At 37.5% G+C, this 14008-nt stretch carries 10 protein-coding genes; all 10 read right to left on the bottom strand.

Annotation, left to right across the window (positions count from 1 at the left end; translation table 11 throughout):
* Positions 1-1666, bottom strand: a 1666-nt coding sequence (locus Q0191_RS09550; RefSeq protein WP_297665979.1) for a bifunctional (p)ppGpp synthetase/guanosine-3',5'-bis(diphosphate) 3'-pyrophosphohydrolase, incomplete at its 3' end; no start/stop codon positions are given.
* A 273-nt stretch (positions 1667-1939) separates the two neighbouring features.
* Positions 1940-2080, bottom strand: coding sequence for a hypothetical protein (locus tag Q0191_RS09545; protein ID WP_185780862.1), 141 nt, complete (start codon positions 2078-2080; stop codon positions 1940-1942).
* 203 nt (positions 2081-2283) lie between these two features.
* Positions 2284-5028, bottom strand: coding sequence for a type VII secretion protein EsaA (esaA, locus tag Q0191_RS09540; protein ID WP_297665973.1), 2745 nt, complete (start codon positions 5026-5028; stop codon positions 2284-2286).
* 109 nt (positions 5029-5137) lie between these two features.
* On the bottom strand, positions 5138-9589 hold the full coding sequence (gene essC / locus Q0191_RS09535) for a type VII secretion protein EssC (protein ID WP_297665971.1): 4452 nt from the start codon (positions 9587-9589) through the stop codon (positions 5138-5140).
* Positions 9570-10706 carry a type VII secretion protein EssB gene (gene essB / locus Q0191_RS09530; protein ID WP_297665969.1) on the bottom strand — a complete coding sequence of 379 codons (1137 nt, stop codon included), beginning with the start codon at positions 10704-10706 and terminating at the stop codon, positions 9570-9572. The genes essC and essB overlap by 20 nt, the downstream gene beginning before the upstream one ends.
* On the bottom strand, positions 10699-10953 hold the full coding sequence (locus tag Q0191_RS09525) for a hypothetical protein (RefSeq protein ID WP_041826857.1): 255 nt from the start codon (positions 10951-10953) through the stop codon (positions 10699-10701). Before Q0191_RS09525 ends, essB begins: the two co-directional genes overlap by 8 nt.
* A complete protein-coding gene (locus Q0191_RS09520) occupies positions 10922-11341 on the bottom strand; it encodes a type VII secretion EssA family protein (protein ID WP_260471157.1) in 420 nt (139 codons plus the stop codon). Before Q0191_RS09520 ends, Q0191_RS09525 begins: the two co-directional genes overlap by 32 nt.
* An 875-nt stretch (positions 11342-12216) precedes the next feature.
* A complete protein-coding gene (locus Q0191_RS09515; RefSeq protein WP_125371238.1) occupies positions 12217-12531 on the bottom strand; it encodes a DUF4176 domain-containing protein in 315 nt (104 codons plus the stop codon).
* 1 nt (position 12532) lies between these two features.
* On the bottom strand, positions 12533-13189 hold the full coding sequence (locus Q0191_RS09510; protein ID WP_297665963.1) for a hypothetical protein: 657 nt from the start codon (positions 13187-13189) through the stop codon (positions 12533-12535).
* A 379-nt stretch (positions 13190-13568) separates the two neighbouring features.
* A complete protein-coding gene (locus Q0191_RS09505; protein ID WP_297665961.1) occupies positions 13569-13868 on the bottom strand; it encodes a DUF4176 domain-containing protein in 300 nt (99 codons plus the stop codon).
* Positions 13869-14008 lie beyond the last annotated feature (140 nt).

Here is a 14008-nt window from a genome sequence, read left to right as displayed (position 1 = left end):
GGCGCTCTTTTTCCGTCAAGCGGTTGAAAATACTAATGGCACCAATCTCACCGAAACCAATTGCCGCAAAAAGCGCTTCTTCGGTCTTATAGCTGGTCTTTTGCAGCACATCTTCCATGTGCTTCTTGTCCATGTACTTATTGGCTACATAACCATTCTCCTGAAATTGAGCCTGTAAAAGCTCCCGCCCTTTAGAAATAGACAGCTCCTTGTCTTGATTTTTAAAGAATTGACGGATTTTATTTCTGGCCTTGCTGGTCTTGACGATATTGAGCCAGTCACGGCTCGGTCCAAAGGAATTGGCATTGGTGATGATTTCCACCTGATCCCCAGTCTTCAGCTTGGTATTGAGCGGCACCATGCGGCCATTAACCTTGGCTCCTGTCGCCTTCTCCCCAACCTTAGTATGGATCTCATAGGCAAAATCAATGGGTCCTGAGTCCTTAGGCAAAGAACGCACTGCTCCATCCGGTGTGAAGACATAGATTTCCTCAGCCAGATAGCTCTCCTTAACCGAATCAACAAATTCCTTAGCATCACCAGACTGATTCTGCAACTCCATCAGTTCCTTGATCCAATTCATCCCGATGGCAGATTCCTTGCTGTCAACCTGACCCTTCATTCCTTTTTTATAGGCCCAGTGAGCAGCGACCCCGTATTCTGCGACTTCGTGCATTTCCTTGGTCCGAATCTGAAACTCAATCGGACCTTTAGGTCCGTAAACGGTCGTATGGATAGACTGATAGCCGTTGGCCTTGCGGTTGGCAATATAGTCCTTGAAACGACCAGGCATGGGTTTCCAAAGCTCATGGATGTAGCCCAGCATGGCATAGACATCACTGTGAGTGCTCAAAATGCAACGAATGGCAATCAGATCGTAGATCTCATCAAACCGCTTCTTCTTGTCCTGCATTTTGCGGTAGATGGAGTAAATATGCTTGGGACGACCATAAATCTTCCCATGTAGATTGCGCTCTCCCGCGTAGGTTTCAATCTTGTGGACAACTTCCTCTACCAGAGCTTCCCGCTCTCGACGCTTCTCCTTCATCATGTGGGAGATTTTATAAAACTCCGTTGGATTGAGATAACGGAAAGACAAGTCTTCCAATTCCCATTTGACACTGGAAATCCCCAAACGATGGGCCAGAGGAGCATAGATTTCCATCGTTTCCTGCGAGATTCGCTCTTGTTTGTCTGGCCGTAAATGATTCAGAGTACGCATATTATGCAGACGGTCAGCCAGCTTGACCAAGATCACTCGAAGGTCTTCTGACATGGCCATGAGCATCTTGCGATGATTTTCCGCCAACTGTTCTTCGTGAGACTTGTATTTGACTTTCCCAAGCTTGGTCACACCATCCACAATCACGCGCACATCATGGCCGAATTCCCGCTCCAGATCGTCCAAGGTCGCCGCCGTATCCTCTACAACATCATGCAAAAAACCACAGGCTACTGAAACAGCATCCAGCTTGAGCTTAGCTAAAATTCCTGCCACTTGAATCGGATGGACGATATAGGGCTCTCCCGACTTACGAGTCTGCCCGCTATGGCATTCCATCGCATAGATCAACGCTTTTTGAACAAAAGCCACATCCTCTGCAGCTAAATATTTTTTTGTTAGGGCTACAACCTGATTCCCCGTTAAATTTTCTTCTTTTGGCATGCACTCTCTCCGCTTTCTTGCCTACTATTTTAACATTTTTAAATCAATATGAAAACCAAGAGGACTAGAATATCAAGGAAGCGGTAGGATAGCACTAAAGTTTCAAACATCCAGCTTGACTCCCTGTTTCTGAGCACAGCTTTAAAAGCTTTCCCAGACCTTACAAATAGTCCCAGCCCCACGAGCTTGTTCAACAATCCATGGCTATTGAGTAAGCAGCTACAACCTCAAGGATCTCTTTCTAATAAAAAGCGAGGCCGAGACACATTTGTCTCAACCTCCGTGATGAAAATGATGTACTTTCTCCATATGAGCTATATCTTTTAGAAACTCATAATAGGCATAGATGAGGTAGCCAGCAGAGGCCACACCCAAAATAGCTATCGATACTTCAAATAAGGCAGACAAAGACATGATAAACCTCCTCTCCTTATTTCAAACTGCAATGTGCAAAGCGACCATCGGCGGCTGTTTCGTTCCCGATTTTTTCCTTTCTAGCCTGCCTCTGGATTCACCTTTATTATACCAAATTTAAGAAAGGAAAACAATGGAAATCCCTTTGTAAAAGCACTTTTTCCTGACAATTTTGTAAGGTTTAATGAGAAAATAATTCTTATCTATTCGAAGTGCTCTTCTTCCTTTTCAACTATTTTCTCTTTCTTTCTATGAGCATACTCTCTAATTGTTAGACCAGTCGCAATATTGGTTAAAAGTAAGATTACAAGTAGATAAACCCAGATCGGTGTATTTGATAAAACACCAGATTGATTGGTTTTTTCAGTTACAACTGGATTAGACAAGAAGTTTAAAACAGCTTGGTTATCGGTTCCGTTCGAACGAGCATTTGATAGTACCCCTTGAAAGTTCTTATTAAATTCAGTACTATCTTCAACATTCTTAGCCTGATTCTTAATAAGTGATTCCGTCTGCTGATGAACTTCCTTCACTTCTCCTTGAACTCTTTTAGCTTGCTCTGCTAAAGTATTAAATTGCGTATCCATAGATCCAATTGTGTTCCCATTAGAGATGATTGTATCAGAAGTGTTTCGAGTATTAGAGGCAAGTTTTGTAACAATATCCAATAGACTATTACTACTATCATCTGTTGTATAAAGTCTACTATTTGACAAACCGTCACCTGAACTTGTTGGAGAAATCTCTAAAAGCTCTGGGCCATTTTTTTTCCACTTCTCATACTCCTCATTCAACTTATTAGACGCCTCTTGGTGCCAATCGCCTAAGTCTTTAACAATTGTTGCAAAATAATTGCTAGGTAATTCTTCTTTTGCCAGCTGAGGAAGAGAGGCTATATTTGCCTGAAGTCTATTTATCTCTACACTTAATTTAACATATAGGTCAATTCCTGACTGTCTATATTGATCCACATCTTTCTGTTGCAACTTATCCGCTACAGATGATGGTGAAATGTTCCCATACATCTTCGCAACTGAGTCACTCGCTGGATTAGCTATGTCAACATTGTTATACGATGATGTTGGGCTACCATATAAATTCTTAACCATAGTCGACGCTATATCAATTCGAGATAGTTGGTCAAAAATATGGGATAAATCTTTCTTTACTAACGCAACATTTCCTTTATTATCATCATAAAAGAAACTATACTCTAAAGGAATTCTTTCGCTACCAATTTCAAGTTCAAACATAATAGTATTCAGTCCATAATTAGGAGAAAGTTGAATTTGAAGTTGGAGGGTAGTCGGTGCTGAAATCTTATCAACGCTTGGGACTACTGTGGCTCCCTTGGCACCCTTAACACGTACATTTGTCACACGAATAGGAGTTTCAATATATTTCTTAGCTCCAGTTCCTGCAGAAGAGAGCTCAGGATAAACATGAGTCATTGTAACCGTTTGAGTCTCTGTAGGTGGCAACACATCATTAGCTACTGTTATAAACGTATAGCCTGGCATCGAACCAGTAGTCCTACCTTTAATGCTCGCATATTTCGACAATAGGCTTAATTTTGCGTAATATGAATTGATTTGTCCATCTGTTAAAGCTCCAAACTCTTTTAGTTTATTAAATAAGATTCCATAATCACTAGGATTAACACTAATAGAAGCAATCGTGCTATCTACTTGATTAGTATAATCTATGGGCAATTCATCTGAATCTGATAAAGTATTAACAACCTGCTTAGCTAAAGCTTGTCTTACACTATTTTGATCTGCTTCATCACTGACTGCTTTTAAAATCGCTGCCTCATCACTTCCTAAGGTCGATGTATCAATTTCTTTACCGTCAAAATAGTTCTGAGATATTTGTCTACGAGACTCCTCAAGAGAGCTCCGAATGGAGCCTAGTTCTTTTCGAGACTGCTCTATCTGCGCTTGATATTGCTTCATCTTCTCATTATAACTATTTATACGCTGAGCTAAACGTTTAAAATAAGGTTCTGAATTATCTGGATCAGTAGAGGAGTCTGTATTTTTGAAAAGATGCAAATAATTCATTGAATTTCTATAAAGGGTTAGATACAATTCATTATCTTTATCATATTGATTCTTAATAGAATTTCCTGCGACTCGAGCATTGTGATTAGCAACCTGTGATTGAACTTGTTTGTACTTTAAAATTGGATCTGCTTGACCGAGTAAGGACTCCGAATTTTTTTTCAACAAATCAGAGGTTGAGGTTTTGAAACTTGACGTTGATTGTTCAAATGCTCTATTAGAAGACTGAACACTCTGTGCGATCGAAGGAATGGAATCTATTGATTTAATACTCCTATCAGCAGGTTGAAAGATTGAAGTAGATAAGGAACTATACACATCTGATTCATCATCAACAATTGTTTTCATCCGAAGTTTGGCATCATCAAGATTATTAATGACACTTGTAAAATATAGACGAATGGTTTTCTGATTCAAGCTATTAACATAATCCCCGACTTGTTGAGCCATTTCAAGAGACTGCTCTTTTTTTACAGAATCTTTTACCTTATACGTTATTTTGGCCTTTTCAGGATTAAAACTTGACAATTGCAATATATTGTGCGAGAAATCTTTAGGTATGTAAATGATAGCTTCAAGTGAATCATCCTTGTACTGGCTTTCTGCTTGATTCCTAGATAGGACTTTCCAACTCGCCTCTTTTTTCTCATCCTTCGCTAGTAATTTTGTAAAATCATCTCCAAAATTATATTGGACACTATTTAATTGCTCACCCTCATCTTGATTGACAATTCCAATTCGAAGATGTGTTTTTTCCTTAGTTCCTAAAATAAAAGAAAAACTATCTGATTTACTTACATAGATAAGAACTCCCACAGTAAGCATCAAGCATAAAATAATTAACACTTTTCCAAACAAATGTTTTTTTTCTTTTTTTAGACTCATTATAATTCTTTCTCCTAAATTGATTTTAGTCGCATCATCGTTACTTGTTAACAAGAATCTCTCTGTCTATTATAGCACATTCAAGACTTATTATGAAAACTTTTTGTAACTACTTATCTTGCGCTATTCTCAGGCGATGAACACTTCTACCAACGAAGAACTGTGTTTCATTAAGTTCCACCAAGGGCTCATTGTATTGAGTACGACCTGGTACGACCTTTTGTTCATTAAAGGTAGTACCAAACGTTCCCATCGGAACATTTTGTCGAAGTCGCTTGAAGAATGGTGTAAATTTACTAACTATGCTGCTTTGATAACCATGGAAAATTAAATGGATGTTAACTACCGAAGATTTGGTGAACAAAGTATTTACATCTTTATCCGTCAACACAATCTTATCTCCAGTTAAGTGTATATCTGGAAGATAAACAAACATTGGTTGCTCTCTACGCTTACCAGATTGGATGATTCCTAAGAGTTCACCAAGGAATTGGCTAATATTCGCCTCATCAATTCTAGTGTCAAAATATTCATTCATACCGGCAAAACGTCCATCCGTATCAACCACTACACGGTCCATTTTCCCAGAAAACTCTGAAAAAGCTGACAATATTGCTCGCTCAATACTATATGTTTGAGAAGGAGTGTCATCCATGAGAAGAATAAAGTCATAATTCATTGGTTCAATAGAGCGAATCATTGTTGTTTCTTTATCATAACCAATTGGAATATTGAATCTCTCCCGTTCTTCTTGAACAGCTACATCATTTTCAAATTCTTCAAATGTAATCTCATTAGCCAGCATCGGGATAGCTTCGGGTCTGGATCCATTCCATGACTTGTCCATTGATTCAATAGCATTTTCTAAACTCTGCAGTCTCTCAAGATTTGAACCTCCTTCCGTTGCAAGGTACACTTGAAAACGAATTGGTTCCTCAAATCTAATCTGACCGCGACCAGGAACAACTTGATCAGCCAGAGCATCAAAACCAATAAGATCTTTTTTGGAGTCCTTATCTACCAAATATAGAACAAACTGTGTAGCAAAATTGCTTCTCATACTTAATTTCATACTAGTATTTCGGAGAACTGTTGCTATCAAATAAATACCTAGGCTCGCTCCCTCACGCAGTACCTGATGAAAAGCAGATTCAACAGAGCTTTCAAGCGGATGATCACGTACAGTATCATAAGAGTCAACAATATTCAAAACAAATGGTAAAGATTGTCCTGTCTTCTGCTCATACTGTTCAATAGAAGTGACTCCATATTCAGCCAATAAATCCCGTCGTTTTTGTATTTCCTTTTGTAAACTTTTAAGGAACTTTATTAGTTTTTCTGCATCATCTAATGTAGCAATATCTGCCACATGTGGTAATCCTTTCAGAGGGAATAGTCCATTCGTCCCAAAATCAAATAAATTAAAATGTATTTGATCTGGTTTATTAAGTCTAGCAAAATTCATGACTAATGTTTGAAGCGCTTGTGACTTCCCAAATCCTGGAGAAGCATAAATGATACTGTGACTAAATTCTTCTAAATCGAACTCTAGCATCCGCTGATCCTGTTCCGAAGGAATATCCATTAAAGCAAAAGGAGCTTTGTGAAGTTTTTTATCCCCCCAATTTGCAGTTAAAATCGGAGAAGGAATATCCTCATTAAGTGGAGGTAGCCATGGTTTAGTTGGCATACAGAGATTCACACTTTTTGCATACTGTGCAATATAATCCACAACAGCATCCAATTCAGTCTCATCGTTATCAGCATCCCTACTAACCATCTCTTCGTCTAGATAAGACAAATCTGTAGTCGCAAGCTCATATTGTCCTAGCTCATTAATTACCCAAAGTCTATTATCAACTTCTTCAGTACTTGCTTTCGCTTTCGGTGCATAGCGTGCCCCACTCCATGCCGATTGAAATAGTTCATATATCTCATTATTTCCAACTTGCAAATAAGCACGACCTGGCTGTGTAATGCTTGCAGCATCTGGTGTCTTTATGATTTCATTCGAATCTGCTTTTTCCGCTACTTTTAGCGCCAGCTTAAATCGTGAATTAGACCAAATTTGATCATTAACAACACCTGAAGGCTTCTGAGTAGCTAGAATCAAATGGATCCCTAGGGAACGACCAATACGAGCCGCTGTCACAAGTTCTGTCATAAACTCTGGTTCATTTTGCTTTAACTCAGCAAATTCATCTGAAATTAAAAACAGATGTGGGAGTGGCTCTGTAGGAAAATCTCCCTCTATCCCTGTACGACCTTCCTTGTATAATTTTGTATATCCATTAATATGGTTGACTCCAAATCTACCAAATAGACGCTGACGCTTTTGTAATTCTGCTTTAATGGAAGCCAGAGCGCGCTGGATCCCTGCCCCATCTAAGTTGGTGATAACACCCATCAAATGTGGCAAATCTTTGAATAAATTTGCCATACCTCCACCTTTAAAGTCTATTGGGAGAAAACCGATATCCTCTGGGCTAAAGTTTAATGCTAGTGATAAAATGTAAGATTGTAATATTTCTGACTTCCCAGATCCCGTTGTTCCAGCAACGAGACCGTGAGGGCCGTGAGCGCGTTCGTGTAAGTTCAGGTAGACAATATCATCTTTTCCTCGAACCCCAAGTGGAACTGCAAGACTCTTAGATGTATCTCCTCGTGCCCATCGGCTGGAAATATTTAAGTCCTCAACTTGCTCTGCATTATATAATTCTAAAAATGTAATCGCATCTGGAAGAGCATTTTTCTGAGTCTCCTCATGAATTAGGTTACTTAATCTACGTACAGCACCTTCATAATTATCTACTAATGGATACGGAGTAAAGGCTTGGTTTACATATATTCCTCTATTATTGATTAAAGTGGCTGTATCTCTACTCCTCAAATCAATAAGCGTCGTTACCGTCTCAGGTAATTGACGGCGACTTTCTTTCACCCAAATAACAGTTACGCCAAAAGAAGCCAAATCTGCTCGTGAAAGACTTTCATTGATAGCATGACCAGACAACAAGCGATCATCTGAAATAACAATGACAATCTGAGGTAAATAAGTTCTTTCCTTCTGATCCTTTTCTTGAAAACGAGACTGCAAAACCTGATAAAGACTGGTAAGTACTGCATCTTTCGTACGATCATCATGTACAAAACCACGAACATTAATCATTGGTAACAGAAAATGAGGTAGAAATCTCCATTTCTTCCAAATTTGATCATAATCTTCCTGCGAAGTCAAATTAACAAATATTACATCATGATAAGAATGAAAAGCCGCAATCTGCAATAAAAGTTGCTGGAGAAATAGCTGACCTATATCATGTTGAGCGACGAGTCCAATGATATTTTGGGTAAGCGTTGTTGTAACAGGAACACTCTTTTGTTTCTCATAAGTCTTTAGCAAATCTTGAGAAAAAATTGTCAGCTTGTCCTTAGTTAAAAAGTCTGTTTGGTAATCAATTTGAAGCTGACTATCAATATCTCCCAAACCAAGCGAGACAGTCATAAAATCTTCATTAAAAGGCAGACGCTCATAAAGACGTTCATCATAACGCATAATCATTTCAATCAGAGTTTCAATATTGGGTTGCTGATAGAAAAGAATGTTCCTTTCCTCTATGTAGTGCTTATGTAAGGTAGATACTTGCTGTAATAGATACGCCTCGTAATCTTCGAGCCTTGTTATCTTCTTTTGTTTATACTCTTTTTTATCAGTAAAATAGCTCGTAATTGAAAATGCAGCAGTGAGAACACTCATCCCCCCCATGCTCAACATCATAATCGCATTTCGTCCCATTAAAACTACTACTAGCCCAGAAAGAGCAAACATACCTAGAGGAGGAACAATTGCACGCCAAATAGCATTCTTTGGTTTCGTTGGAGGATTTTTTGGTTTTTCTATCCTCTGACGTTTATCGTATATCGTAGGAAGTATTCGAGGACTACGCCGATAGACTGGGAAATTAGATTGATAAATTGATTTTCTTTCTTGTAACAGGACAGTTTGACTATTGAAAATTGCTTTTTCAAAGAAAGACGAAATCTGCCATTGATTGTCCAAAAACTCTATAAAGTAATTTTCTATAAAAATACTATCTCCCTGTTTAAACTCAGAAATAATATCAGAGGAAATCAAGCGCTCATTCAAATAACATACACTGTCATTTGGATAGAGATAAACCTTTCCGTTGGAAAACAGAATATAAGCTTTCGAGCAAATGAGGAGATTTGCTTCTTGATCTTTTGAAATAATAAAATCTTCGTTTGGAGGAGAAATGTAACTGACAAATATGTTTCTTTCTTCTTCAATAACAAAAACAGTCTTATTTTCAATGGTATTTTTTCCCATTATCAACTCTTTTTCGTCAGCGTATATATTGCCATCCTTCATGTAGAAAGAGAACCCCTGCTCCTCAGCATTCGTTCCTTCCATAAACGTGAGTATCGATAGGCGTTCAGAAAAAATGACTACTTTGAGTTGACCTAACATTTTACCAGAAACTAGATTCTTTTCTGTGTTGTGAAAAAAACTTTTATCATCTCTACTCATCTTTTTCTTCACCTACTTTTACCCCAAGTTTTTTCGAGAGTTTCTCAATCTCTTTACGATACTCGCTTAATTTCTTTTGTTTATCAGCACCCTTCATATTTTTATCTTCACGAACTTGCTCATATAGATTTGTATAAGCATGCAGAGTTAACTGATCATCTCCAATATTCTGAGCCAAATCTAAAGATTTTTTATAGTTTCCCCTTCCAAGATAAATCCAATACTCCAAGAGGTTATCCTCACTGGAGGGTGTAATTGTATTTAAAACACTTGCTTTCTGATTCTCAGATAGATCATCTAAATGAACATAGGAAGATGCTAAGACATACTTTGCTTCTTTACCTAAACGACCTACTTGAAACTTTTGTAAATCATCTGCCACATCGTCATAATGTTTAGAAATAAAATGGCTTTGAGCATTTATTGTCGCTCGCTGAACAGGAACAGACCAAAAATAAAAGTAGGCTGCAAAAGTCCCCAAAGCAATACTTGCTGCGCAAAAAATTCCCATTCCAATAGAAAAAATATGCCAGCTACGTTTCGAAACAACTATCTTTGTTTTCTTTTCTTCTTGGTAAGCTTTGTCATAAGCTTCGTTAACGTATTTTACTACCTCATCATATGTCTCACATGCGGCTATATCCTGTATTAACGAATCTCCTATTGCGGCTACACCATTTATCAGTAAGTCAAAATCAAGTTTCGGTCGCAATATAGAAACAATCAAAGCCTTATAACTCATTAGAAAAGTTTCTAAGGTATACGGGATCGGACTCATAATTCCTTCTAAACCATAATGAAGGATCTTAACAACACTTCCTTGTAAAAATATATTTTTCGGATGTATATAAGGAACTTTAAAATGATGCTCAGAGAATGTTAAAGATTCCATCTTTTGAGCCAATTCCAAACGTTTCACTTCTGACATCTCTTCTGTGATACAATCTTTAAGACTATAAGAATATTTTGGTTTGTCATAAATCAGTGATAAAGAACCACTATCTTCTAATGTCACAGTGGCATCTATATAATTTTCTATAGTAGATAATTTTTGACGAGAAAAGTGACTTGCTGGTAAAATAGCCTTGACCTTTTCCTTACTGTATTTAATTTCGATTTTATCACTCATTTATGATTACCTCCAATACATCGCCATCTCCTAGCGGATATTCTTTTAAAGCTCGATGTTGCTCTATTCTCAGAAGTTTTCCCTGAATCTCTAAATGCCAATTTGAGGGAATAATAGACAATGCTTTATCTAGATTATTTAGGCAAATTAACATCTTAACTTTCTGTAGAGATAATAATTTGGAAAAGCGAATATCTATTTCCTTATCTTTGTATCTAATGGTTGCGTTTAAATATTCTTCCTCCATGAAAATTCCTTCCTAAATAAATTCCAATTAAAAGCATGATTGTAACAAATGATATTGCCCCAAAGACTGTCCATATCATCATGTCGCCCGATTCCTCTTTATCTACGATGATACTGTCAGAGACTTGATAATTCTTAAAAAGAGCTTGGCGATACGCCTTAAAATCTAGTCCATCGCCACTCAAAATTTCTGCTTTGCTGAAATTAACTCGATTTGCAGTTTTGAGCATTTCCTGAGCATCCGTTTTAGATTTTATTGCTTCTTGTTCTATCCTATCCATGAATAGATTTGGTGCATACATATGCTCGATCTCATTTCCTTGAGAACGCTGTTTCTTTTGCGTCATCGAATCTGTTTTTAAGTCTAGTTCGCCATCTTTAGCATACACAGTACCACCTGTAAATAAAAATAATAAAAATAATGCTATAATTTGGTATAATCGCTTCAAGATACAAGCCCTACTTTCTAACTTAAGAAACTAAGAGAGACAGCTGTCTTCTGCAAATAAATACGTTACAAATATTCATTAATAGCATTGACCTATCGCAAATATCTTTAATGTATTTCCTATTTAGTCTCACTCAAAGACTAGTTTTATTTTAGCATGAATCGGATCAATATTCAAACCCTTAAACAGATGTGTAAGGATCTCATTATTTAGTTCTAATAGATAATATATCGTACCCAAATTTATTTAGACGCCATTCAAACAGGTGATTTTTACTTTATCTTTTTTGGCACCGACCTGCTATTTTTAGCAAATATCTAAACAAGCTACCTTAGTTTCTTTAGATATACAATACCCAATGGTCAAAATTCTTTACTTTTCCTTGTGGCTAATCACTCCAGATCCACTTTTTATAATATTGTTTACTATAGTACTCTTGACTTGAAATATTTATATAGGTCTTATACTCTTCTAACTATCCGAAAATTATAGTAAGTTTTAAAAATGAACCCATTGTTCATATTTTATACTGTCAATACTAGAAAAAGAACCGCTACATCCCCTACTATAAGCTGAAGCTAAAAATCTAATCTCGATATAATCACCATTAAAAGTCTGTATTATTAGCTTGACTGGCCTCCAGTATTATCAAGAATTTCTTAATGCTAAACAAATCCTCATGTGCGTTCTATATATTATTGACCCATTTTATTAGCAAAAAACTGGCTACATCTAACATCTTTCTAGCCACTTAACAAAAGAGACAGAAAAAGAGAAGAAGCGCTTTAATATAGCGATTCTTCTCATATCATTATTTAAATAGATCCTTTTGGAACCTCTGCTGACTTCATCCAAGTATCGTAATGCTCTTCAAAAGCCTTCTCATCTTCGTTTCTATATCCCTCAAATAAAACTTCTTTGACATTTTCTCTATTGAAAAAGAACAGATTATCTGGTGTCTGCATCCCGTTCGGAATAACCACTGACCCGTAGTCAAAATAGACACTCTTAGTCCCTCCTTGACCATCTTCCACTTCGATGACACTAGCTCGTGAAACAATCATCACTTCTGTATCATCACCATTTTTGAGGGTTACAACTGAACCCAAAGGTAAAATCTTATCTGTCATTTTACTCTCCTTCTTCCTTAAAACGTACTTTCCCTTGGCTGTATAGCTTCATAATCTTCACGAAACGAACTGGGTTACTTTGGTTATAAAAGTATATTATTGTACACCAGATTATCCCCATCCCCCAAAAGTCATAGTTATCCTCAATAGGCTGACCAAATAACTGGATATAACTATAAATAACATATATAGAATATAAATTCATAAGCACAAGGATCCATCGAACAATTCGGCAGGCTGTCGCAGATTCCTTAGCTGGGTCGAAATCGTCCCCTCTCACCATCAAATTATGGGAAGCTGCATAGTAAAACACCTGCTCTGTTGTCGGGACAGCCTTGCGAACATTTTTATAAAGCCCTCGCTCAAGAATACAAACCAAAAGCAAAAATTCCGCCAACCAAGATAGTAGAATATAGGTCAAACTGTGCCAGTTATAGACACCAATGGACAGGGCTGCAAAGAATCCAAAGGCAATAGGCCCACCTGCTATTAGAAAAATAACTAATTCAGAAATGTAGGCACTGATTTCACGCGCACCTTCCGTATTGAGCAGGGTACTCTTTGGAGCGGCCAAAGCCTCTCCAGTCTGCTGGTCATAATAGACCGCCTGACCATCACATTCGCCTATAAACACTCGACGACGTCTAAGAAAAAACATTCTAACCTCTTTCTAATTACTCATCCAAATTCTATCACCCTAGTTTAGGCAACTTCCACTCTCCATGGGAGAACTTATCCCATACATGATTAATTCCTTCTGAGATCTTACCTCCTATAAAACTACCTATCATAGAACCCGCAACAGTACCCACAACTGGAAATGTATCAAATTCACAAAAGAGGTCTTAGCCGTCTTGAGCTGAGCATCAATTGAGGTTTTTGAATTAGACAAGGCTGTCTGCTGTTCATAAACCTCTTTCAATCTACCTTCCCTGTGTGACATAGAAAACAAAGCTATCCACTCTTAATTATACCATGAATCTAGAAACCGATAACTAAAAAATCGCTATATTATAGCGATTCTTCTCAAACTATATTTAAATAGATCCTTTTGGAACTTCTGCTGACTTCATCCAAGTGTCGTAATGCTCTTCAAACGCTTCCTCATCTTTATTTCGATATCCCTTAAATAATACTTCTTTTATATTCTCTTTATTAAAGAAATATACAGCTTCAGGGGATAAGAAACCTTGTGGAATAAGGATAGCGCCGTAATCATAATAGACCTCACGAAAATGTTCCTTAACAATAGAAGCCCTCGAGACTATTAGGAGCTCTGTTCCATCGCCATCTTTTAAGTTAACCACACTTCCGAGTGGGAGGATTTTATTGTCCATCCTTAAAGTTTTCCTTTCTTTCTATATCTTTCAACAGCCATAAACCATCGAACCATATTGTTTTGCCATAATAACAGAACTGCTACAGCTGGTAAAATACCCATAAAGCTTAAAGTGATAATCTCACTGCCGATAGGTGT

The sequence above is a fragment of the uncultured Streptococcus sp. genome (assembly GCF_938036805.1).
Classification (GTDB): domain Bacteria; phylum Bacillota; class Bacilli; order Lactobacillales; family Streptococcaceae; genus Streptococcus.
The sequence above is the reverse complement of the archived record's forward strand: the minus strand, read 5'-3'. Positions and strand labels throughout refer to the sequence as shown.